This window comes from Rhizobium sp. NXC14 (assembly GCF_002117485.1).
Lineage (GTDB): Bacteria > Pseudomonadota > Alphaproteobacteria > Rhizobiales > Rhizobiaceae > Rhizobium.
The window spans coordinates 724,957-746,555 of sequence record NZ_CP021032.1; the positions used below are offsets into that span (position 1 = coordinate 724,957).

At 62.4% G+C, this 21,599-nt stretch carries 20 protein-coding genes; 6 read left to right on the top strand and 14 right to left on the bottom strand.

Annotation, left to right across the window (positions count from 1 at the left end; all coding sequences use genetic code 11):
• Positions 1 to 51 precede the first annotated feature (51 nt).
• The 12 genes from NXC14_RS27745 to NXC14_RS27800 all read right to left on the bottom strand — a co-directional run bounded on the left by NXC14_RS27745 (position 52) and on the right by NXC14_RS27800 (position 11,987).
• Positions 52 to 1,092 (bottom strand): DUF3445 domain-containing protein, encoded by a 1,041-nt coding sequence (locus tag NXC14_RS27745; RefSeq protein ID WP_085781201.1) that lies wholly within the window; start codon positions 1,090 to 1,092, stop codon positions 52 to 54.
• Between the two features lie 24 nt (positions 1,093 to 1,116).
• Positions 1,117 to 2,082 (bottom strand): PDR/VanB family oxidoreductase, encoded by a 966-nt coding sequence (locus NXC14_RS27750; protein WP_085781202.1) that lies wholly within the window; start codon positions 2,080 to 2,082, stop codon positions 1,117 to 1,119.
• Positions 2,079 to 2,684: a dimethylamine monooxygenase subunit DmmA family protein gene (locus tag NXC14_RS27755; protein WP_085781203.1), complete on the bottom strand. Its 606-nt coding sequence runs from the start codon at positions 2,682 to 2,684 to the stop codon at positions 2,079 to 2,081. The genes NXC14_RS27750 and NXC14_RS27755 overlap by 4 nt, the downstream gene beginning before the upstream one ends.
• Positions 2,685 to 2,695: 11 nt before the next feature.
• Positions 2,696 to 3,829 (bottom strand): aminomethyltransferase family protein, encoded by a 1,134-nt coding sequence (locus NXC14_RS27760; RefSeq protein WP_085781204.1) that lies wholly within the window; start codon positions 3,827 to 3,829, stop codon positions 2,696 to 2,698.
• 91 nt (positions 3,830 to 3,920) lie between these two features.
• On the bottom strand, positions 3,921 to 4,820 hold the full coding sequence (folD, locus tag NXC14_RS27765) for a bifunctional methylenetetrahydrofolate dehydrogenase/methenyltetrahydrofolate cyclohydrolase FolD (RefSeq protein ID WP_085781205.1): 900 nt from the start codon (positions 4,818 to 4,820) through the stop codon (positions 3,921 to 3,923).
• Positions 4,821 to 4,823: 3 nt separating this feature from the next.
• The gene (purU, locus tag NXC14_RS27770; protein ID WP_085781206.1) at positions 4,824 to 5,708 is read right to left on the bottom strand and encodes a formyltetrahydrofolate deformylase; all 885 of its coding nucleotides are present in this window, start codon (positions 5,706 to 5,708) and stop codon (positions 4,824 to 4,826) included.
• A gap of 89 nt (positions 5,709 to 5,797) precedes the next feature.
• Positions 5,798 to 7,105, bottom strand: a complete 1,308-nt coding sequence (gene glnT, locus NXC14_RS27775; RefSeq protein ID WP_085781207.1) for a type III glutamate--ammonia ligase — start codon at positions 7,103 to 7,105, stop codon at positions 5,798 to 5,800.
• Between the two features lie 80 nt (positions 7,106 to 7,185).
• The gene (locus NXC14_RS27780; RefSeq protein ID WP_085781208.1) at positions 7,186 to 8,514 is read right to left on the bottom strand and encodes an FMN-binding glutamate synthase family protein; all 1,329 of its coding nucleotides are present in this window, start codon (positions 8,512 to 8,514) and stop codon (positions 7,186 to 7,188) included.
• Positions 8,515 to 8,528: 14 nt separating this feature from the next.
• Positions 8,529 to 9,215, bottom strand: coding sequence for a GXGXG domain-containing protein (locus NXC14_RS27785; RefSeq protein WP_085781209.1), 687 nt, complete (start codon positions 9,213 to 9,215; stop codon positions 8,529 to 8,531).
• A gap of 55 nt (positions 9,216 to 9,270) precedes the next feature.
• Positions 9,271 to 10,176, bottom strand: a complete 906-nt coding sequence (locus tag NXC14_RS27790; protein ID WP_085781210.1) for a glutamine amidotransferase family protein — start codon at positions 10,174 to 10,176, stop codon at positions 9,271 to 9,273.
• 89 nt (positions 10,177 to 10,265) lie between these two features.
• Positions 10,266 to 10,949, bottom strand: coding sequence for a helix-turn-helix domain-containing protein (locus NXC14_RS27795; RefSeq protein ID WP_085781211.1), 684 nt, complete (start codon positions 10,947 to 10,949; stop codon positions 10,266 to 10,268).
• Positions 10,950 to 11,027: 78 nt separating this feature from the next.
• The gene (locus NXC14_RS27800) at positions 11,028 to 11,987 is read right to left on the bottom strand and encodes a GlxA family transcriptional regulator (RefSeq protein ID WP_085781212.1); all 960 of its coding nucleotides are present in this window, start codon (positions 11,985 to 11,987) and stop codon (positions 11,028 to 11,030) included.
• An 86-nt stretch (positions 11,988 to 12,073) separates the two neighbouring features.
• On the opposite strand from NXC14_RS27800, the gene NXC14_RS27805 reads away from it, so the two are divergent.
• Genes NXC14_RS27805 through NXC14_RS27820 form a run of 4 tightly spaced genes read left to right on the top strand, consistent with a single transcriptional unit; the run spans position 12,074 to position 17,108 of the window.
• Positions 12,074 to 13,324, top strand: coding sequence for a sarcosine oxidase subunit beta family protein (locus NXC14_RS27805; protein ID WP_085781213.1), 1,251 nt, complete (start codon positions 12,074 to 12,076; stop codon positions 13,322 to 13,324).
• A gap of 13 nt (positions 13,325 to 13,337) precedes the next feature.
• A complete protein-coding gene (locus NXC14_RS27810) occupies positions 13,338 to 13,619 on the top strand; it encodes a sarcosine oxidase subunit delta (protein WP_085740046.1) in 282 nt (93 codons plus the stop codon).
• Entirely contained in the window at positions 13,616 to 16,570 is a 2,955-nt protein-coding gene (locus NXC14_RS27815) for a sarcosine oxidase subunit alpha family protein (RefSeq protein WP_085781214.1), read from the top strand. Before NXC14_RS27810 ends, NXC14_RS27815 begins: the two co-directional genes overlap by 4 nt.
• A complete protein-coding gene (locus NXC14_RS27820) occupies positions 16,563 to 17,108 on the top strand; it encodes a sarcosine oxidase subunit gamma family protein (protein ID WP_085781215.1) in 546 nt (181 codons plus the stop codon). The genes NXC14_RS27815 and NXC14_RS27820 overlap by 8 nt, the downstream gene beginning before the upstream one ends.
• Before the next feature lie 115 nt (positions 17,109 to 17,223).
• Here the strand turns inward: NXC14_RS27820 and NXC14_RS27825 are convergent, their stop codons facing one another.
• On the bottom strand, positions 17,224 to 18,501 hold the full coding sequence (locus NXC14_RS27825) for an L-fuconate dehydratase (RefSeq protein ID WP_085781216.1): 1,278 nt from the start codon (positions 18,499 to 18,501) through the stop codon (positions 17,224 to 17,226).
• Positions 18,502 to 18,581: 80 nt separating this feature from the next.
• Complete coding sequence (locus NXC14_RS27830) at positions 18,582 to 19,316, bottom strand: SDR family oxidoreductase (RefSeq protein WP_085781217.1); 735 nt, start codon at positions 19,314 to 19,316, stop codon at positions 18,582 to 18,584.
• 300 nt (positions 19,317 to 19,616) lie between these two features.
• On the opposite strand from NXC14_RS27830, the gene NXC14_RS27835 reads away from it, so the two are divergent.
• Positions 19,617 to 20,399, top strand: coding sequence for an IclR family transcriptional regulator (locus NXC14_RS27835; protein WP_085781218.1), 783 nt, complete (start codon positions 19,617 to 19,619; stop codon positions 20,397 to 20,399).
• A gap of 304 nt (positions 20,400 to 20,703) precedes the next feature.
• The gene (locus NXC14_RS27840; protein WP_085781219.1) at positions 20,704 to 21,540 is read left to right on the top strand and encodes an amidohydrolase; all 837 of its coding nucleotides are present in this window, start codon (positions 20,704 to 20,706) and stop codon (positions 21,538 to 21,540) included.
• Positions 21,541 to 21,599: the final 59 nt, after the last annotated feature.

A 21,599-nucleotide genomic window follows, 5' to 3' on the forward strand; every position in this document is an offset into this window, starting at 1 on the left:
ATCGAAGGAAGATCTAATTATCCAGAAATTCAAAATGTTACGGCATTTCTCTCAATCCGGATAAATACCGGGGCTGGTCGGAGCCCCGTCGTCATATTTGGAAAGCCAGTCGATCGTGGTCTCGCGGTAGCGGGTGAGGCCCTTATAGTCGATGAGTTCCGGCGGCAGCGTCTTCAGCACCCGCGGGAAGCGCCGCGCCCATTTAGGCACAGTGATGAGCTCTTCCATGTTCATCAGGTAGCAGCGGATGACGAAAAGGATGGCGTTGGAGCGTGGCAGGCGCCAGAGGCTTTGCAGCTCGACCCGCAGATGCACCTTCTCGCCGACATTGTCAGGCGTCACCGTCGTGCGGTCGGGACCCCATTTGTGATAATTCTCCGGGCTGGTGTCGAGCCGCGGATTGATCGTCATCGTCCAGTTGAAACGCCGCGTTGGCTTGCCCTGCTGAAGGTTCAGAAGGAATTTCAGCGCCCGGTCGAAGACGCCGATCTGATGGGCGAGCGGCACCGGCCCGTGCCATTCCATGAAGTTCATGCCGATGTCGAAATCGAGCGACCAGTCGGCCTGCGTCGTCACCATGCCGGCATCCATCCACAGATTGCCGTCGCGCTGATCGACGATGCAGAAATCGCCCTGGGCCTGGCGGGTGATATATTCGAAGGGCTCATAGGGCAGCGTCGAGGCATCGCCGAAGGTGAAGCTGTCGTCGATGCCGAGCGGCCGGTTGATCCAGCGCCACTGGTCGCCGTTGCGGATCAGCGTGAAGTGGTCGGGATAACCCGCCGCCTGCTCTTCCATCAGAAGTTCGAGCGTATCCCATTGCGCACTCATCATGTGCGGCAGCGCCTGGTAGCGCAACGGATCTTCCTTCAGCACCAGCGCCCGATCCTGCATCTCGGCGACGTAATGCTCGTCGACATCGATCAGGTTTTCGTAGACGGTTCCCGCCCGGCCGCGCACATGCGGCTCCATGTTGACCGAATACATGTATTCGTCGCGGTCGAAGGGGAACGGGAAACGACGGATGTTCCCGGGGCTGTTCCGGTAGCTGAAATCATCCCGGAATGTTTCTTGCTTGAAGGCGATTGCCATGTCCGGTTTCCTTTTCCGATGCCGTTAGAGATCAAGATGCAGCGTGTTTCCCTCGAAGCGGGAAACACAGATCATCACCTTGCTGCCGGATGCCTTTTCTTCGCTCGTCAGATAGACGTCGTTGTGCAGCAGTTTGCCCTCGCAGGCGGCGACCGCCGTTTCGCATTGACCGCAGGCGCCGCCGCGACAGAGGAAGGGGGCATCGACGCCGGCCGCCTCGATCGCCTCCAGCATGCTTTCGTGATGGCCGACCTTCACGGTCTTGCCGGAGCGTAGAAGCTCGATCGTGAAGGGCTTCCCGGGCAGAGAGGAAAGAAACCGTTCCGAATGCAGGTTCTGCTCCGGCCAGCCGGCGTCGAGACCCGCTTTCATCACGCCGTCGATCATGCCGGAGGGGCCGCAGACATAGAGATGCGTGCCGAGCGGCTGGCACTCGAGCAGACGCGTCAGCGGGATGGCGGCGCCTTCCGCGTCGCAATAGATCTTGATGCGATGCGGACGATAGCGCTCCAGGAGTTCCCGCCAGTAGGCGCCGCGGTCGCGCGTTCGGATGGCGTAATGCAGCTCGAAGGCGGCGCCTTCGCGGGAAAACTGCTCCATCATCGCAATGAAAGGCGTAATGCCGATGCCGCCGGCGATCAGAAGATGCTTGCGCCCGCGCCAGTCGGGCTGGAAGAGGTTGACCGGATAGCTGACCTTCAGCTCGTCGCCTTCGCTGACCTTCTCATGCATGAAGGTGGAGCCGCCGCGTGAATCCTCGACATGCAGAACGCTGATTTCGTAGGCCGCGCAGTCGTGCGGCGGAGACATCAGCGAATAGGCGTTGCGGCGCATATGGCCGCCATCGTTCATCGACACGATGATATGGGCGCCGCCTGAAAAATACGGCATCGGCTTGCCATCGAGGCGCTCGAACCGGAAACGCTTGACACGCTCGGCGATCGGAGTGATCCGCGCTACGCGCACGGGAATTTCAGTGCCGCCGCTCAAAGGAACAACTCCTCTGGCTGAGGCGCGCTGCCTGGCTCTTCAGCGTCGATGTTGACGCCCTGGAATGCGGCGAGCCGCCGCGAATAGTGATCGCGGACGAGAAGCGTCAGCCCGCAATGGCTGCAGGCGAAGGGGCTGGTGGTGACGTCGTCCGTGATGCCCTTGCAATGGACGCATTGTACCCGCCTGGCCAGCGAGCCGCGATGCTCGGTGACGATGGAGGCGTGGTCCATGCCGTAATCAAGCGCCACGAGCATCGCCTGGCCGATGAAGCCTTCCGTCCCGGAGATATAAAGCCGGGTGCCCATATGGGCCGTCCCAAGCGAGCCCTTCAGCCGGAAGAGCAGCGTTGCGATCGTCGGCGCGGTGAAGAACATGTCGGCGCCGAGGCCGCGCAGCGTCTCGCCCAGGCCGGACCCTTGAGAGCCGCGGGCGACATAGAGGATCTCGCTGCGGGAAAGCGCCGTTTCGTCAAGCGCCGGCTGCTGGTCGAGGAGAGCCTTGGCGCCCTCCCCTTCGAGTGCGAAAATGTGCCGCCGGGCGCGCGGCTGGATGGTCAGGCCCTTGTAGACTGGTCGGCTCTTGATGCCTGCAATGAGCATTGGCGTGCTCCTTAACCCACGGCAGTCCTCTTCTTCTTGTCCGGATCGTCGAAGGGAAGCGTGTGGGCGGTGGCGCTTGCCTTCACGGTCTTGCCGCGGACTTCGAGTTTCGTCCCATGCACCGCCTTGTCAACGTCGAGACGGGCGATCGCCATGGATTGTTTCGTCAGCGACGAATAGCTCGGGCAGGTGATGACGCCGACCTTCTTGCCGTCGGCAAAGACCTCGTCGCCGAGATCGGCCGGTCCGTCGGCGTCGATCAGCATGCCGAAGATCTTGAAACGCTCCTTGCCCTTGAGACGCGCATGTTCCTCGGCGCCGCGGAATCCCGTCTTGCCGGGGCTGACGGTGAAGTCGAGGCCGAGTTCCCAGAGACTGTCGCCGGGCGGCTGGTCGGCGAAGGGATACATCTGCGAATTGTCGTAGGGATAGAACAGCAGGTAGCTTTCGACGCGCAGCATGTCGAGGACCGAGAAGCAGCAGGGGATGATGCCCATCTCCTTGCCTTCCGAGATGATCCTGTCCCAGACCATGACGGCGTCCTGGCCGCGCACGAAGATCTCGTAACCGCGCTCGCCGGTATAGCCGGTGCGCGAAATCATCACGGGCGCGCCGAACAGCGTCGTCTGCATGTGGTGGAAATATTTGAGCTCGCGGATGCCGGGCACATATTTGGCGAGGTAGTCGACCGCAAGCGGACCCTGAAGCGACAGGTCATGCAGGTCGTCGTCGAAGAGTACCGCGCAATTGCGGCCCGCCGCCTGCTTGACGACTTCCTCGTGACCGGAGCCGGATCCATGCACGAGCATCCAGGAATTCGGGCCGGTGCGATAGACGATGCAATCGTCGGTAAAGTGGCCGCGGTCGTTCAGCATGGTCGCGTAAACCGAGCGGCCGGGATAGATCTTCGTCAGGTCGCGGGTCGTGATGTAGTCGAGGACGGCGATGGCGTGCGGGCCGACCAGATGCACCTTCTTCAGCCCCGAGACATCCATGATGCCGGCCTTGGTGCGGACCGCGACATGCTCTTCCGACATGTCCTTCTCGTAGGTCCAGGCGGTTCCCATACCGCTCCAGTCTTCGAGCTTCGATCCCAGAGCGCGATGCCGATCCGCCAAGGCGGAGAAACGCCATGATAGAGCCATTTCCGTTCCCTCTTATTTCCTCTACGGAATATTTATTTCCTGACTATATAAATCTTTCGCGTCATGGCAAGCCCACCAGACGGCATTCCACTCAAAACTTTGGCGGCACCTGCCCTGCGGCCCGGTGGGCGGCGATGACGGTGTTGGCCATCAGCATGGCGATGGTCATCGGCCCGACACCGCCTGGAACCGGCGTGATGGTGCTGGCGATCTCGGAGACTTCGCGGAAGGCAACGTCGCCGACGAGCCGGGTCTTGCCCTCGCCTTTCTCAGGAGCCGGGACGCGATTGATGCCGACGTCGATAACGGTTGCGCCGGGCTTGACCCAGTTGGCCTTGACCATCTCCGGCCGGCCGACGGCGGCGACCAGGATATCGGCGTTGCGGCAGGCCTCGGCGAGATTCCTGGTTCTGGAGTGCGCCATCGTCACCGTCGCATTGGCGTTGAGCAGCAATTGCGCCATCGGCTTGCCGAACAGGTTGGAACGGCCGATGACGACGGCATTGAGCCCGGAGAGATCCTCGCCATGGGTGCGGCGGACGAAGACCATGGCGCCGGCCGGCGTGCAGGAGACCAGCCCGGTCTTCAGGTCGCCGGTGGCGAGCTTGCCGGCATTGACGACGCTGAGGCCATCGACATCTTTTTCTGGCAGGATCGACTGGATGATCGGTTCACTGTCGAGCGGTTTCGGCAAGGGCAACTGCACCAGGATGCCGTGGATCGACGGATCGGCGTTAAGCGTGGCGACAAGCGCTGCGAGCTCTTCCTGCTTCGTGTCCGCCGGCAGCGTGTGCTGGACGGACTTGAAGCCGCATTCCTTGGCCATGCGGCTCTTGGAGCCGACATAGGCATGGCTTGCCGGATCGTCGCCGACGATGATGACCGCAAGGCCTGTCGTGACGCCGCTCATCTTTTCCAGCGCTGCCGTCGCACTCTTGACCGTCTCGATTACGGTTGCAGCAACAAGTTTGCCGTCGATGACCTCGACCATCTCTCAGCCCATGCGTTCTGAGGCGTAGCTTCCGGGGCTGGCCGGGAAGACGACGGTGCGATTGCCGTTGATGAAGGTGCGGTGATGGATATGGGCGTGGATGGCGCGCGCCAGCACCTGGCTTTCGACGTCGCGGCCGATCGAGACATAGTCGTCGGGCGACTGCGCATGGGTGATGCGGGCGGTGTCCTGCTCGATGATCGGGCCTTCGTCGAGGTCGGCGGTGACGTAATGGGCGGTTGCGCCGATCAGCTTGACGCCGCGCTGGTAGGCCTGCTTGTAAGGGTTGGCGCCCTTGAAGCTCGGCAGGAAGGAGTGGTGGATGTTGATGATCTTGCCCGACATCTGCTTGCAGAGCTGGTCGGAGAGGACCTGCATGTAGCGGGCAAGCACGATCAGTTCGGTGCCGGTCTGCTCGACGAGGTCGACGAGCTGTGCTTCGGCCTGCGGCTTGTTCTCCTTCGTCACCTTGATGTGGTGGAAGGGGATGTCATGATTGACCACAACCTTCTGATAATCGAAATGGTTGGAGACGACGCCGACGATGTCGATCGGCAGGGCGCCGATCTTCCAGCGGTAGAGCAGGTCGTTGAGGCAATGGCCGAAGCGTGACACCATCAACAGCACCTTCATGCGGCTCTCGCTGTCGTGGAAGTCGTATTCCATCTCGAAGGGCGCGGCGACGGCGGCAAAATCGGCGCTGATCGCGGAACCGGAAAGTCCTTCCTCGGAAATGAAGCTGACGCGCATGAAGAACCTGCCGGTATCGAGATCGTCGAACTGCGAGCTGTCGATGATGTTGCAGCCCTTGTCGGCCAGATAGCTCGAAATCGCCGCAACGATGCCGCGCGTCGACTTGCAGGATACGGTAAGTATGAAGCTCTTCATGCTGTCTCTTCCTTCGCCCTTTCAGGTACAGAGAGTCCGGTCATGCCGAGCTGTTCAACCCGGCATGGCGAAGACGTCGGTCCGGCTGCTCAGATATCGAGCGTGCTGTCGCGTTCCCACTGGGTGAAATGCGAGCAGTAGGCATTCCATTCCAGGTGCTTGAGCTTGAGATAGGCGGAGGAAAACTCAGCCCCGATTGCCGCCTTCAAGCCCTCGTCGGCATCAAAGGCGCGCAGCGCATCGAGCAGGTTGAGCGGCAGGCGCGGCGCGTCCTTCACCAGGTGGCCCTCGGCATACATATCGATATCGTAGTGCTGGCCGGGGTCCGCCTTGCTGCGGATGCCGTCGAGGCCGGCCGCGATGATAATCGCCTGTAAGAGGTATGGATTGACCGCGCCGTCCGGCAGGCGCAGCTCGAAGCGCCCCGGTCCCGGCACGCGCACCATGTGAGTGCGGTTGTTGCCCGTCCATGTCACGGTGTTCGGCGACCATGTGGCGCCCGAGGTGGTGCGCGGCGCGTTGATGCGCTTGTAGGAATTGACCGTCGGATTGGTGATCGCGGCCAGCGCCGAGGCATGCTTCATGATGCCGCCGAGGAAGGTTTTACCCTGAGCCGAGAGCCCAAAGGCCATTTCCCTGTCCGCGAAGGCGTTTACCCTGCCATCGACGTCCCAGACCGAGATGTGCGCATGGCATCCGTTTCCGGTCAGGCCCTTGAAGGGCTTCGGCATGAAGGTAGCGCGAAGGCCGTGCTTTTCGGCGACCGACTTGACCATGAACTTGAAGAAAGAGTGCTTGTCGGCGGTCTTCAGGACATCGTCATATTCCCAGTTCATCTCGAACTGGCCGTTCGCATCCTCGTGGTCGTTCTGATAGGGCTTCCAGCCGAGTTCCAGCATATAGTCGCAGATCTCGGCGATGACATCGTACCGACGCATCACGGCCTGCTGGTCGTAGCAAGGCTTCTCGGCGGTATCGAACTGGTCTGAAATCACCGAACCATCAGCAGAGATGAGAAAGAACTCGGGCTCCACGCCGGTCTTCACCCGCAGCCCTTCCTTCGCAGCTTCAGCCACCAGTCTTTTCAGCACGACACGCGGCGCCTGTTCAACAGGCCGTTCGTCCATGACGCAGTCGGCGGCGACCCATGCAACGTCCTTCTTCCAGGGCAATTGGATGACGGAGGAAGCATCGGGAATCGCAAACAGGTCCGGATGGGCCGGCGTCAGATCGAGCCAGGTTGCAAAGCCTGCAAAACCGGCACCATCCTTCTGCATGTCGGCGATGGCTTCTGCCGGGACCAGCTTGGCGCGTTGGCCGCCGAACAGGTCGGTATAGCTGATCATGAAATATTTGATGCCTTTGTCTCTCGCAAAAGCAGCAAGGTCCAGTGTCATTCTCGTTCCCCTTTGGATTTCTTCGAGACACTTTGGTTTATGGATATGAGACGGCCGGGATATTGCCCGGCCGGTAGAAATCAGAAGCCTCCCTTGCCGGGGATCCAGTTGGTGCCGGCGAGCGGCACCTGCGCCATGGCCGATGCCTCGATTGTCAGTGCGACGAGGTCTTCCGGTTCGAGATTGTGCAGGTGGTTCTTACCGCAGGCGCGTGCGATCGTCTGAGCTTCGAGCGTCATGACCTTGAGGTAGTTGGCGAGGCGGCGCCCGGCCGCAACCGGGTCGAGGCGTTTTGCCAGCTCCGGGTCCTGTGTGGTGATGCCCGCCGGATCCTTGCCTTCATGCCAATCGTCATAGGCGCCGGCCGTCGTTCCTAGCTTCTGATATTCCTCTTCCCAGCGCGGATCGTTGTCGCCGATGGCGACGAGCGCCGCCGTTCCGATCGCGACCGCGTCGGCGCCGAGCGCCAGCGCCTTCGCCACGTCGGCGCCCGAGCGGATACCGCCCGAGATGATCAGCTGCACCTTTCGGTGCATGCCGAGATCCTGCAGCGCCTGGACGGCCGGACGAATGCAGGCGAGCGTCGGCATGCCGACATTCTCGATGAAGACGTCCTGGGTCGCCGCCGTGCCGCCCTGCATGCCGTCGAGCACCACGACGTCGGCGCCAGCCTTCACGGCAAGAGCGGTGTCGTAGTATGGACGCGCTCCGCCGACTTTGACGTAGATCGGCTTTTCCCAGTCAGTGATCTCGCGCAACTCCATGATCTTGATTTCCAGATCGTCGGGGCCTGTCCAGTCGGGATGGCGGCAGGCCGAGCGCTGGTCGATGCCCTTCGGCAGGTTGCGCATATTGGCGACGCGGTCGGAGATCTTCTGGCCGAGCAGCATGCCGCCGCCGCCGGGCTTGGCGCCCTGACCGACGACGACTTCGATCGCGTCGGCGCGGCGCAGGTCCTTCGGGTTCATGCCATAGCGCGACGGCAGATATTGATAGACCAGAGTCTGCGAATGCCCGCGTTCCTCATCCGTCATGCCGCCATCGCCTGTCGTGGTCGACGTGCCCGCGATCGTCGCACCCCGGCCGAGCGCTTCCTTGGCGTTGCCGGAAAGCGCACCGAAACTCATGCCGGCGATGGTAATCGGCGTCATGAGCGTGATCGGCTTCTTGGCGAAGCGGGAGCCGAGCACCACCGTCGTATCGCACTTCTCTCGGTAGCCTTCGAGCGGATAGCGTGAGATCGAGGCGCCGAGGAACAGCAGATCGTCGAAATGCGGAACCTTGCGCTTGGTGCCGGCGCCGCGGATGTCATAGATGCCGGTGGCGGCCGCGCGGCGGATTTCGGCGAGCGTATAATCGTCGAAAGTCGCGGACTTGCGTGGCGGGGTATAGGGGTTGTGATAGCTCATGAGTGTCCCTCGCCTCAGTACGCATCTGCGTTGTCGATGTTGAAATTGTAGAGCTTGCGGGCGGAGCCGTAGCGCTTGAACTCTTCGGGTCTGACGTCCGTCACGCCTGCCTTGCCGAGCAGTTCGGCCAGCTTCTCCAGATGCTCCGGCCGCATCTCTTTCTCGATGCAGTCGGAGCCGAGGCTCTTCACCTCGCCGCGGACGAACAGCTTGGCTTCGTAGAGCGAATCCCCAAGCGCATCGCCGGCGTCGCCAAGGACGACGAGATGCCCGGACTGGCCCATGAAGGCCGACATGTGGCCGATGCTGCCGTGGACGACGATGTCGATGCCCTTCATCGAAATGCCGCAGCGCGAAGCGGCATTGCCCTTGATGACGAGCAGGCCGCCGCGGCCGGTGGCCCCGGCATATTGGCTGGCGTCGCCCTCGATGACGACGGTGCCCGACATCATGTTTTCGGCAACACCCGGACCGGCCGAGCCATGAACCGTCACCTTGCCGCCGTCATTCATGCCGGCGCAGTAATAGCCGACAGATCCCCTGACAGCGACCGTCACCGGGCTGTCGATCCCGACGGCGACGGCATGGCTGCCGCGCGGGTTGATGACCTCGAATTCAGTGTCGTTGGCGCCTTTGGAAAGAGCGTGCAGCGCGCTGTTCAATTCGCGAAGAGGCGTGTTGGAAAGATCGAATGTCGGCATTGAATCCTCGTTGGTCCGGGAGACGGTCCGCGCCGCCTCTTGGCTTTAGCGCGCCTCAGGCCGCCTTGTCGTGATCCCAGAAGTAGACCGTTGCCGGCTCCGGCTCCCAGACGCGGGCATTCTCGATGCCGGGAAGATTGACCAGCGCGCGGTATTCCGAGCCGAAGGCGACATACTGGTCGGTCTCGGCCATGACGGCGGGCTTGCAGGCGATCGGGTCGCGCACCACGCCGAAGCCGGACTTGGTGCCGACGACGAAGGTGAAGAAGCCGTCGAGATCGTCGAGCGCACCGGTCAGCGCCTGGCCGAGATCCTTGCCCTTGGCCATTTCGGCCGTCAGATAGGCGGCGGCGACTTCCGAATCATTCTGCGTCTCGAAGGTCATGCCTTCGCGCGTCAGTTCGCGTCGCAGATTGTTGTGGTTTGACAGCGAGCCATTGTGCACGAGGCACTGGTCGGCGCCGGTCGAGAATGGATGGGCGCCGAGCGTGGTGACGGCGGATTCCGTCGCCATGCGGGTATGGCCGATGCCGTGGGTTCCGCTCATCGCGCGGACTCCGAAGCGCGCCACGACCTCTTTCGGAAGGCCGATTTCCTTGTAGATCTCGACGCTCTCACCCGAGCCCATAAGACGAACTGCCGGGCGAATCCGTTCGAGCGCCTCGCGCACTGCTACAAGCTTGGAGGCATCAAGCTCAATGACCGCGTGCGTGCTCTTGATCCACACATGGGCCTTGATGCCGGCCGCCTCGAGGTCAGTGGCGAGGCCCTCGAAGTCCGCGCCTGGATTGCTGGACTGGATAGTGATTTTCGCCTTGCCCTCTGCAGAGCCGCCATAGATCGCGATACCGGCCGAGTCCGGCCCGCGATCCGTCATGGTGATCAGCATATCCGAAAGCAGGTTTCCGAGCTGAGGCTCAAGGCTCTTGTCCTTGAGGAACAATCCAACAATGCCGCACATCGCCTGTGCCTCCTTTCATGTTGAGAAAGGACTAGCAGGTCTATGGATGGACTTCAACTGGTAGGAATAAACTTTTCTTCTAAGGCAAGTCAGCTTCGCGAGTTCTGCTGGGGATAGCTGATAATCGAGAGGTACCTGCTCGGCAGTTTTACCAGTTGCTCCGGCCCATGCGGCGCATCGGCGTCGAAGAACAGGCTGTCGCCCGGCTGCATCTGGAAAAGCTGGTCTCCGTGGCGGTAGATGACCTCGCCTTCGAGCATGTAGAGAAACTCCATGCCCTCATGCTGGAAGGTCGGGAAAACATCGGAATCGGCCGTCAGCGTGATGAGATAAGGCTCGACGATGACGCCGCTGGTGTTGTTGTCGATATGGCCGAGCAGATTATATTGATGGCCGGCGCGGGTGCCGCGCCGTTCCAGCTCGACGCCCTGCCCCGCCTTGACGAAGACGGCGTTGCGCGGTTCCTCATAGCGGCGAAAAAAGGCCGTCAGCGGCACGCCGAGCGCCCTCGACAATGACTGCAGCGTCGTCAGCGACGGCGAGATGTTGCCGTTCTCGATCTTCGACAGCATTCCGAGTGAAATGCCGGTCGCAGCCGCGAGATCGGTGACGGTGATGCCGAGTTTCTTGCGGTAGGCCCGCACCTCATGGCCGATCGCCATTTCGAGGTTGTTTTCCTTCGGTTCGCGAACGGCGTGCGGGTCCTGGGAAAAGGGGGTGCGTCCGCCCTGCGCCTGTTCCGGTTGGTCTGCCGCTTCACCTTTGGCTTTCATCGGATTTACTGCTGCCTTCTCTTTTGGGTCAAGGCAACGCTATCGCCATAGTGAAAATTTCTCAACCGTGAAGAAAACTTATTCCCGCCGCGCCTCTCGCGGGGCGATGCCGTAGACGACACGGAACATCCGGGAAAAATGGCTGAGGCTGGAAAAACCAGTGGCAACAGCGATCTCCGAGACGGAAAGCGGGCTCTGCTTCAGCAGGCGATGGGCATGCTGAAGCCTGATCCTGCGGTATTGATCGAGGAAGCTGGTGCCGAGATAGGCCGCAAAGAGCCGGTCGAGATGGCGGGTGGTGACACCGGCGATCCGCGCCATGGCGGCGCGCTCGAGCGGCATCTCGATCGTCTCCTCCATCCGTTCGAGAACGCTGAGCAGGCCAGGGTGGTGGACACCGTATCGCTCGGCGAGAGACGCACGCTGCGGAGCAGCGGGTTCGTTGACCTCGGTGTGAAGATACCAGTCGCTGACCCGGCGGGCGAAATCCGGCCCCATCCGCTCGGCGATCAGCACATGCATCATGTCAAGTGGAGCGATACCGCCGCCGCAGGTGATCCTGTTGCCGTCGATCACGAAGCGCGCCTGGCGCGGCGTGAGATCCGGGAAGGCTTCGAGAAGGGCGGCCGCATGCTCCCAATGGATAGTGAAGTCGCGGCCCCCAAGCAGTCCGGCGGCGGCCATCAGATAGGGGCCGCCGGAAATGCCGCCGATCCGCATGCCTTCGCGCGACAACTGCCTCAGGCAGGCAAGCACGCCAGGATATCGCCAATCCCGAGGCAAGCCGCCGGCGCAGACGAAGGCGGTACTAAGGCCCGATCCCCTCATGGGAAGGGGATCGGCGGGCACGCTGACGCCGGAGGAGGAAAGGGCGGGCGCGCCATCCGGAGAATAGGTGGAGACACGATAGATCTCGCGGCCAGCCAGCAGATTTGCCGCCCGCAGCGGCTCCGTCGCCGAGGCATAGGACATCAGCGCAAATCCCGGAATCAGGATGAAGCCGATCGTCTGAACATTTCTGCCATCAAGTGAGGACATGTCCCTTTCTTAGCGACATATGTCTGTTCTGTGCAAGTCTCGTCGATTCTTTCTGGCATCATGCGGCTGTTCTTTCCGGGTGACCCATGCGCTATTCCGCTCTTTCGATTTTTCTGAACGGCCTTCGCGGCAACAAGGGCTGGGCGCCCGCCTGGCGCGATCCGGCGCCGAAGCCGCATTACGACGTCGTCATCGTTGGTGGCGGCGGTCATGGTCTGGCCACTGCCTATTATCTTGCCAAGGAGTTCGGCATCACCAATGTCGCCGTCCTGGAAAAGGGCTATCTCGGCTCCGGCAATATCGGCAGGAACACGACGATCATCCGTTCGAACTACCTGCTGCCTGGCAACAATCCCTTCTACGAACTGTCGATGAAGCTTTGGGAAGGGCTGGAGCAGGACTTCAACTTCAACGCCATGGTTTCGCAGCGCGGTGTGTTGAACCTCTTCCATTCCGACGCGCAGCGTGACGCCTATACACGTCGCGGCAACGCCATGCGGTTGCACGGCGTCGATGCCGAGCTGCTCGACCGGCAGGCTGTGCGCAAGAAGCTTCCCTTCCTCGATTTCGACAATGCCCGCTTTCCCGTCATGGGCGGTCTGTACCAGCCGCGCGGCGGCACGGTGCGCCACGACGCGGTCGCCTGGGGTTATGCCCGCGGCGCCGACAGCCGCGGCGTCGATATCATCACCCAATGCGAAGTCACCGGCATTCGCACGGAAAATGGTGAAGTCACAGGCGTCGAGACTAGCAGAGGCTTCATCGGCTGCGGCAAGCTGGCGCTGGCGGCGGCCGGCAATTCCACCGTGGTCGCCGATATGGCCGGCCTTCGCCTGCCGATCGAGAGCCATGTGCTGCAGGCCTTCGTCTCCGAAGGGCTGAAACCCTTCATCGACAATGTCGTCACTTTCGGCGCCGGTCATTTCTACGTCTCCCAGTCCGACAAGGGCGGCCTCGTCTTCGGCGGCGACATCGACGGCTATAATTCCTATGCGCAGCGCGGCAATCTCGCCACCGTCGAGCACGTCGCCGAAGCCGGGATCGCGATGATCCCGTCACTGTCGCGCGTGCGCTACCTGCGCTCCTGGGGCGGCGTCATGGACATGAGCATGGATGGCTCGCCGATAATCGACCGCACCCATATCGACAATCTCTATCTCAACGCCGGCTGGTGTTACGGCGGCTTCAAGGCCACGCCCGCCTCCGGCTTCTGTTACGCCCATCTGATCGCCCGCAACATGCCGCACCAGACGGCACGTGCCTTCCGGCTCGACCGTTTCGCGCGCGGCTATCAGATCGACGAAAAGGGCGTCGGCGCCCAGCCCAACCTGCACTGAGGACATTTAGACAATGGCAAGCCTGATTTCATGTCCCCATTGCGGCGTCCGCCCCAAGGAGGAATTCTCGATCCGCGGCGATGCGAACCTTGTCCGGCCGGCGCCGGATGCCGGCGCAGATGCCTGGTACGACTATGTCTACCTGCGCGACAATCCGAAGGGCCGCCACAGCGAATATTGGCACCATTCCTCCGGATGCCGCCGCTGGCTGATCGTCGAGCGTGACACCGTCACCCATGCGGTCCACGGCGTCAGGGATGCCGCCCTTGCCAAGCTCGGCGGAGAACCGGCATGACGAGCTTCCGTCTTTCCACCGGCGGTCGCATCGACCGCGACAAGACACTCGGCTTCACCTTTGACGGCAAGGCGCTGCAAGGCCATCCGGGCGACACGCTCGCCTCGGCGCTGCTTGCCAACGGTATCCAGCTCGTCGGACGCAGCTTCAAATATCACCGCCCGCGCGGCATTCTGACGGCGGGGGCCGCCGAACCGAACGCGCTGGTGACGACAGGCAGCGGCGGGCGCACCGAACCGAATACGCGCGCGACGATGATCGAGCTCTATCAGGGGCTGACGGCCATGAGCCAGAACCGCTGGCCGTCGCTCGGTTTCGATGTCGGCGCGGTCAACGGCCTGCTCTCGCCTTTTCTCAGCGCCGGCTTCTACTACAAGACCTTCATGTGGCCGGCAGCGCTCTGGGAAAAGCTCTACGAACCGGTGATCCGCAAGGCTGCGGGCCTCGGCAGAGCCTCTTACGAGGCTGATCCCGATTCCTATGAGAAATGCTGGGCGCATTGCGATCTACTGGTGATCGGCGCCGGCCCTGCCGGCCTTGCTGCAGCGCTGACCGCCGGCCGCGCCGGCGCGCGCGTCATTCTTGCAGACGAGGGACCCGAACTCGGCGGCAGCCTGCTTTGCGAAAGCGGCGCAGTTGACGGCAAGCCGGCGGGGAGCCTTCTCGGCGAGCTGCTTGCCGAGCTGGAGGGCCTGGAAAATGTGCGCCGACTGCCACGCACGACTGTTTTCGGCTGGTACGACGACAATGTTTTCGGAGCCGTCGAGCGCGTCCAAAAGCATTTAGCGCTGCCCGACCCGGATCGTCCGGTGGAACGGCTGTGGCGCATCATTGCCCGGCAGGCGATTCTTGCGACGGGGGCCGAGGAACGGCCGCTGGTCTTCGGCGGCAACGATATTCCCGGCGTGATGATGGCAGGCGCCATGCGCAGCTATCTCAATCGGCAGGCGGTCGCGCCAGGCCAGACCACGGTGATCTTCACCACCAACGATACCGGATATCACACCGCCGGCGACCTTGAAGCCGCCGGCCTTCGAGTTGCGGCGATCGTCGACAGCCGAGCCGATGGCGGCGAGAGCTGGCCGGGCCGCGCCGAGGTGCTGAGGGGCGCGCGGATCATCGATGCCCATGGCGGCAGGCGTCTGCGCGGCGTCAGCGTCAAAACCGAAGAGGGTGTTCGCCGGATCGAAGCCGATGCGCTTGCCGTGTCGGGCGGCTGGAGCCCGATCATCCATCTTGCCTGCCATCGCGGCGGCAAACCGCAATGGTCGCGGGAGGCCGCGGCGTTCCTGGCGCCGGCTGCGCAGGATGGTCTTGCCGTTGCCGGCTCGGCTGCCGGCCTTTCGCAGATTGCCGCCTGCCTCGGCGATGGAGCGGGAAAGGCTGCCGCCGCATTGAAGGCAATCGGCCTTGCAGCGGAACCGGCCTTTGCCTCAGCCACCGAGACGGCACAGCGCACGAAGCCGCTCTGGTCGGTCAAAGGCTCGAAGGGCAAGGCTTTCGTCGATTACCAAAACGACGTGCATCTCAAGGACCTCGGCCTCGCCGTCCGCGAAGGTTACGGCCATGTCGAACTTGCCAAGCGTTACACCACATCAGGCATGGCGACCGATCAGGGCAAGCTTTCCAACGTCAACGCCATCGGCATTCTTGCCGAGGCGCGCGGCGTGTCGCCCGCCGAGGTGGGAACGACGACCTTCCGGCCCTTTTATACGCCGATCTCCTTCGGCGCTTTGACCGGGGCGTCCCGCGGCAAACATTTCCAGCCGGCGCGCAAATCGCCGCTGCACGGCTGGGCGAAAAAGAATGGCGCGGTCTTCGTCGAAACCGGCCTCTGGTACCGCTCCTCCTGGTTTCCGCGCGCGGGCGAAACGACCTGGCGCCAAAGCGTCGATCGCGAGGTGCTGAACATCCGGAAGAATGCTGGCCTCTGCGACGTCTCGACCCTTGGCAAGATCGAGATCTTCGGCCGCGATGCCGCAGCCTTCCTCGACCGCATCTATTGCAACGGTTTTGCCAAGCTGGCCGTCGGCAAGGCCCGTTACGGCATCATGCTGCGCGAGGACGGTTTCATCTATGACGACGGCACCACCAGCCGTTTCAGCGACGATCATTTCTTCATGACGACGACGACGGCGCTTGCCGCCGGCGTGCTCACCCATCTCGAATTCTGCGCGCAGACGCTCTGGCCGGAACTCGACGTCTGCTTCGCCTCCTCGACCGATCAATGGGCGCAGATGGCGGTTGCCGGGCCCAAGTCGCGCGCGATCCTCTCGGAAATCGTCGACGAGGATCTTTCCGATGCGGCCTTCCCCTTCATGAGTGCCCGCAAAGTGTCGCTATTCGCAGGCAGCCTTGAAGGCCGGCTCTTCCGGATTTCCTTCTCCGGTGAACTTGCCTACGAACTCGCCGTCCCGGCCGGCTACGGCGAAAGCGTTGCCGACGCCATCATGGCATCAGGCGAAAAACACGGCATCTGCGCCTACGGCGCGGAAGCGCTCGGCGTCATGCGCATCGAAAAGGGCCACGTCACCCATGCCGAGATCAATGGCACGGTCACACCGGACGATCTCGGCTTCGGCCGCATGGTCTCATCGACCAAGCCGGATTTCATCGGCAAGGCGATGCTCGCCCGCGAAGGCCTGCAGGATCCCGATCGCCCGCGCCTCGTCGGGGTCAAGCCGCTCAACCCGGCAAGCGGCTTCCGCACCGGCTCGCATATCCTTGCCGAGGGCGCTGCGGCGACGCTCGAAAACGATCAGGGCTATGTCACGTCGAGCGCGTTTTCGCCGAGCCTCGGCCATACGATCGGCCTGGCGCTCGTCCGGCGCGGGCCCGAGCGCATCGGCGAGAAGGTGACGGTCTGGAACGGCCTGCGCAATGAATTCACCGAGGCGGTGCTCTGCCATCCCGTCTTTATCGATCCCGGAAACGAGAAGCTCCATGCCTGATCTTCCGCAACACAGACCGGTTCTTGCCGGCATGGCATATCGCAGCATAACCGGGGCCGGCATTCGGCTGGAAGCCTTACCGGAAGGCCATCTGCTGCACGTGCTCGGCGGAATTGAGCCGGCGGCGCTTGCCGCTGAACTGACGAAGGCGGGCTTTGCGGAAAGTTCGATCCGTCAGGCCGGTTTCCGGCAATGGTTCGTCGCCGGCGATGAGCCGCTTCCGCCCGCAAATCTGGATGCTCTCAAGGCAGCACTCGCCGGAAAAGCCTTCGTCACCGACCAGAGCCACGGGCGTGTCCGCATTGGCGTGTCCGGCCCCTCCTCCCGGCTGCTTCTTTCCAAAGGCACGGCGGTCGATCTCGATCCCGGCGTCTTTGCGGAAGGCAGTTCTGTGATGACGATGGTCGGTCATATCTCCGTGCAGGTCGCCCGCACCGGCGACGACAGTTTCGAACTCACGGTCCTGCGCAGCTTCGCCGAGAGCCTCTGGGAGGATCTTAGGCATATGGCGGCGAGCGCCGTGAAGGACGGGGCATGAGCTACAGCGCTGCATGCCTTGTTCAGGCGGATGCTGCGGCGCTTCCAACCCGCGTCGGCCGATTCGCTCAGTGCGTCGCATCGAATTCGAATCATACCCTTCCGGGCGACATGCTTTAGCCTCGAAAAGTATAGTCGCGGATCGAAGCCGGCTTCATCTCGATGGAAAATCCCGGCAGGCTGGGCGGCATGTAGGCGGCGTTCTCGATCCGGCAGGGATCGAGGAAATGTTCGTGCAGGTGATCGACATATTCGATGACGCGCCCTTGCTTGGTGCCCGATACGGCGGCGTAGTCGATCATCGACAGATGCTGCACATATTCGCAAAGTCCGACGCCGCCGGCATGCGGCCAGACCGGCAGGCCGAATTTGGCGGCGACCAGCAGGACGGAAAGGACTTCGTTCAGCCCGCCCATGCGGCAGGAATCGATCTGGACGATGTCGATCGCGCCTTCGGCAATGAACTGTTTGAACATGATGCGGTTCTGGCACATCTCGCCGGTTGCGACCTTCACCGGGCCGATTGCCTGGCGGATCTTGCGGTGGCCGGCGACATCGTCGGGGCTTGTGGGCTCCTCGATGAAGAAGGGCTTGGCGAAGGCAAGCGCCTTGACCCAGTCGATCGCCTGACCAACGTCCCAGACCTGATTGGCGTCGATCATCAGGTAGCGATCGGGACCGATCACCTCGCGGGCGATCCGCAGACGCCGGATATCGTCTTGCAGGTCGCGGCCGACCTTCATCTTGATATGGTTGAAGCCGGCATCGATCGCTTCCTGGCAGAGCCGGCGCAATTTCTCGTCTTCATAACCCAGCCAGCCGGCCGACGTCGTGTAACAGGCGTAGCCTTCCTTTTCGAGGATGGCGATCCGTTCCGCCTTGCCCGCTTCTGCCTTCTTGAGGATAGCGACCGCTTCATCGCGCGTCAGCACGTCGGTGAGATAGCGGTAGTCGACGATATCGGCGATCTCTTCCGGCGACATGTCGGCGACGAGCCGCCAGACCGGCTTGCCGGCCTGTTTGGCGAGCAGATCCCAGACGGCGTTGACGACCGCACCGGTCGCCAGGTGAATGGCGCCCTTTTCGGGGCCTATCCAGCGCAACTGGCTGTCGCTGGTCAGATGCCGCCAGAATTTGCCGGGATGGGCAAGCACCTCGCCGAGATCGGCGCCGACGACGAGGTGGCGCATCGCTTCGATCGCCATGCAGCAAATGTCGTTGCCACGGCCGATGGTGAAGGTCAAGCCATGGCCGGCAAGGCCCGGGACATCCGTGTCGAGAATGACATAGGCGGCCGAATAGTCGGGATCGGGGTTCATCGCATCGGATCCGTCAAGGCTTTGCGAGGTGGGAAAGCGGAGATCGAAGACGCGAAGGTCGGTGATGCGGGTCATGTTGTTCCTCCCGATTTAAGGTGCCAATTGCGATAGCCGGGGTCGGCCGGCACTCTGCCGGCCGCCTCACGAAGCCGACGTCAGATCGTCCAGCCGCCGTCGATGGCGATCGCCTGGCCCGACGTGTAGGTGGCGCCGGCGAGATAGACGGCGAGATCGGCGATCTCTTCCGGCGAACCGAGCCGGCCCATCGGCTGGCGGGCGATGAAGGCGGCGCGGGCCGCATCGTAATCGCCCTGTGCGCGCATGCGGTCCTGCAAGGACGGACTTTCCACCGTGCCGGGGCAGATGGCATTGCAGCGGATGCCTTGAGCAACATAATCGGCGGCGACCGATTTGGTGAGGCCGATGACCGCCGCCTTGGTGACGCCATAGGCGAAGCGATTCGGCACGCCCTTGATGCTGGAAGCGACGGAGGCCATGTTGATGATCGACCCGTCCTTGCGTTCGAGCATGCCGGGCAGCACCGCCCGGATGGTGCGGATCATCGCCTTGACGTTGAGGTCGAAAGCGAATTCGAGATCGGAATCCGGCATTTCCAGAATCGAGCCGGCATGGACGAAGCCGGCGCAGTTGAACAGAACGTCCACAGTGCCGATTTCGGCGACGAGCGCCGTGACCGCATCCCCGTCGAGCACGTTGAGCTTATGGGTGAAGACGCCGGTTTCCGCGGCAAGGGTTGCCAGCGCATCGGTGTTGATGTCGGTTGCATGGACCTTGGCGCCGGCCGCGGCAAAGGCTGCCGCCGTCGCCCGGCCGATGCCCTGGCCGGCGGCGGTAATGAGAACGGTCTTGCCGGAAAGTCTGTTTGTCATGTCACGGGCCTCTTCTGGATTGTCTACATGAGACGATGCATGCGGTTATCTTGCCGAAGGCCGCGCGGTGATGGAATAGGACGTCCATCAGGGCCTGCCATTTTCTCTCTTTGCGCCTTTCGGCCGGCGTAGGGCAAAGCGCGAAGCCCCGCCTCTCGTCGTTTCTGCTGATTGGCTGTCTTCAACTATGATTTGTCTGTTTATAGACAAACAGACGATTGGCCAAGGGTCAAGCGCGAAGTTTTCCTTTTCCGGCCATGGTTCTGCGTATATGCAGAATAATATTCACAGGAGGAAGGAATGGAGACCGACGAGTCAGACCGCTATCGCGCTCCTGCTCTGGACAAGGGCCTCGATATCCTGGAGCTGCTCGCCGGCGTCGACAGCGGCCTCACCCAGGCGGAGATTGCCAAGCGGCTCGACCGCAGTCCCAATGAATTCTATCGTATGCTCGACCGGCTGGTGCGTCGCGGTTACGTCACCCGGCTGGATGGCGATCGCTACTCGCTGACGCTGAAGCTCTTTGGCCTTGCGCAATTGCATGCGCCTGTGCGCCGGCTTGCCTCCTATGCCACGCCGCTGATGCGCGACCTCGCCCAGCGCACCCGTCAGGCCAATCATCTCGCCGTCTTTGACCGTGGCGCCGCCGTTGTCATCGCCCAGCAGGAAGCGCCGGACTATTGGGGCTTCTCGATCCGCATCGGCGCCCATATCAGCCTGTTCGACACCGGCTCGGGGCATGTGCTGCTCGCCTTCCGCAGCGACGAGGAGCGGGAGATGATGATATCGGAACATGCGCGCAACCGCGCCGAGATCGACCTCGGCGCCGAATTTTACGATCGCCTCGACCAGATCCGCGAGCGCGGCTACGAGATGATGGCGAGCGCCCAGACATCGGGCGTCTACAATCTGTCGGCGCCCGTTCTTGGGCCGGACCGGCGTTGTATCGCCGCCCTGACCTGCCCCTTTATCGCCCTGGTCAATGCGCCGTCCGCCCCCGACATCACCCAAACGATCACGCTGGTGCAGAAGACCGCCGCTCAGCTTTCGCTGCTGGCCGGGGCGGATGTCAGCCCGACCTGAGCATCGCGCTGCGGCCCCTCATCCGGCTGCCGCCACCGACCGGGGTCGAGCCACGGGTCTCGACCCATCCTCCGGACCCCCGCAGGCGGGGCGAAGGTGATATGCCGCGGCCTCTCCGTCCCTCTCCGACCTGTCACAAGGCACGTCCCCTCGCCCCGTTTTACGGGGAGAGGGTTAGGATGAAGGGCATGCTTTACGGCATGCCAGACTGAGGCAGCCATGCCCAGGCAGCAGAAATTTCTATTTGAATAATCCATTCACGAGAAATAGGTTGCGGCAAAGACCATTCCTGGAGGAGGAAAACGTGCTCATCGACACCCATTTGCATGTCATCGACCGGTCGGCGCTTTCCTATCCCTGGCTCTCCGGCGTGCCGGCTCTCGACCATGACTTTCTCTATGAGACCTATGCGGCCGAGGCGCGGCGCTGCGGCATTATGACGGCGCTGCATATGGAGGTCGATGTCGATCCGGTCGTCATGCAGGCCGAGACCGACCACATTGCCTCGATCGCCAAAAGGCAAGGCAGCCTGATTGCCGGGGCGATTGTCTCCTGCCGTCCCGAGGAGGAAGGCTTTGCCGCCTATCTCGAGCTGCAAAAAGCCGATCCCTTCGTCAAGGGCTTCCGCCGCGTGCTGCATGTCGTGCCCGACACCGTCTCGGAAGGCGTCCTGTTTCGAGACAACATCCGGCGCATCGGTGGCAGCGGCCTGACCTTCGACCTCTGCACATTGCCGCATCAGGCTGGTCGCGTCACCGCTCTCGTCGATCTCGCGCCCGATGTGCAGTTCGTCCTCGATCATTGCGGCGTGCCGGATATCCGCTCCGATGCCTTCGAGCCATGGAAGGCCGGCATATCGGAGATCGCCCGCCGGCCGAACGTGATCTGCAAGATATCAGGCGTCGTCGCCTATGCGGATGCGCAGTCATGGACAGCACAGACGCTGACGCCCTATATCGAACATGTGATCGCAAGTTTCGGCTGGGATCGTGTCGTCTGGGGCAGCGACTGGCCGGTCTGCACGCTCGGCGGCGGCCTTTCCACCTGGGTTGCAGCGACCCATGCCGTGCTCGCCGGCAGCAGCGAGGTGGAGCGTTCCAAGCTGCTCTTCGGCAATGCCCAGCGTCTCTGGTCATTGTAACTTTTATTTACGCCGTGCCGATCCTTCGGCTGAAAGGTCCGCAGCAAACTACCATGCTC

What these genes read in the sequence shown, in the direction of transcription:
- NXC14_RS27745 (WP_085781201.1), bottom strand. Translation starts at nt 1,092, where the DNA reads ATGGCAATCGCCTTCAAGCAAGAAACATTCCGGGATGATTTCAGCTAC.
- NXC14_RS27755 (WP_085781203.1), bottom strand. Translation starts at nt 2,684, where the DNA reads ATGCTCATTGCAGGCATCAAGAGCCGACCAGTCTACAAGGGCCTGACC.
- NXC14_RS27760 (WP_085781204.1), bottom strand. Translation starts at nt 3,829, where the DNA reads ATGGCTCTATCATGGCGTTTCTCCGCCTTGGCGGATCGGCATCGCGCT.
- folD (WP_085781205.1), bottom strand. Translation starts at nt 4,820, where the DNA reads ATGGTCGAGGTCATCGACGGCAAACTTGTTGCTGCAACCGTAATCGAG.
- purU (WP_085781206.1), bottom strand. Translation starts at nt 5,708, where the DNA reads ATGAAGAGCTTCATACTTACCGTATCCTGCAAGTCGACGCGCGGCATC.
- glnT (WP_085781207.1), bottom strand. Translation starts at nt 7,105, where the DNA reads ATGACACTGGACCTTGCTGCTTTTGCGAGAGACAAAGGCATCAAATAT.
- NXC14_RS27780 (WP_085781208.1), bottom strand. Translation starts at nt 8,514, where the DNA reads ATGAGCTATCACAACCCCTATACCCCGCCACGCAAGTCCGCGACTTTC.
- NXC14_RS27785 (WP_085781209.1), bottom strand. Translation starts at nt 9,215, where the DNA reads ATGCCGACATTCGATCTTTCCAACACGCCTCTTCGCGAATTGAACAGC.
- NXC14_RS27790 (WP_085781210.1), bottom strand. Translation starts at nt 10,176, where the DNA reads ATGTGCGGCATTGTTGGATTGTTCCTCAAGGACAAGAGCCTTGAGCCT.
- NXC14_RS27795 (WP_085781211.1), bottom strand. Translation starts at nt 10,949, where the DNA reads ATGAAAGCCAAAGGTGAAGCGGCAGACCAACCGGAACAGGCGCAGGGC.
- NXC14_RS27800 (WP_085781212.1), bottom strand. Translation starts at nt 11,987, where the DNA reads ATGTCCTCACTTGATGGCAGAAATGTTCAGACGATCGGCTTCATCCTG.
- NXC14_RS27805 (WP_085781213.1), top strand. Translation starts at nt 12,074, where the DNA reads ATGCGCTATTCCGCTCTTTCGATTTTTCTGAACGGCCTTCGCGGCAAC.
- NXC14_RS27810 (WP_085740046.1), top strand. Translation starts at nt 13,338, where the DNA reads ATGGCAAGCCTGATTTCATGTCCCCATTGCGGCGTCCGCCCCAAGGAG.
- NXC14_RS27815 (WP_085781214.1), top strand. Translation starts at nt 13,616, where the DNA reads ATGACGAGCTTCCGTCTTTCCACCGGCGGTCGCATCGACCGCGACAAG.
- NXC14_RS27820 (WP_085781215.1), top strand. Translation starts at nt 16,563, where the DNA reads ATGCCTGATCTTCCGCAACACAGACCGGTTCTTGCCGGCATGGCATAT.
- NXC14_RS27825 (WP_085781216.1), bottom strand. Translation starts at nt 18,501, where the DNA reads ATGACCCGCATCACCGACCTTCGCGTCTTCGATCTCCGCTTTCCCACC.
- NXC14_RS27830 (WP_085781217.1), bottom strand. Translation starts at nt 19,316, where the DNA reads ATGACAAACAGACTTTCCGGCAAGACCGTTCTCATTACCGCCGCCGGC.
- NXC14_RS27835 (WP_085781218.1), top strand. Translation starts at nt 19,617, where the DNA reads ATGGAGACCGACGAGTCAGACCGCTATCGCGCTCCTGCTCTGGACAAG.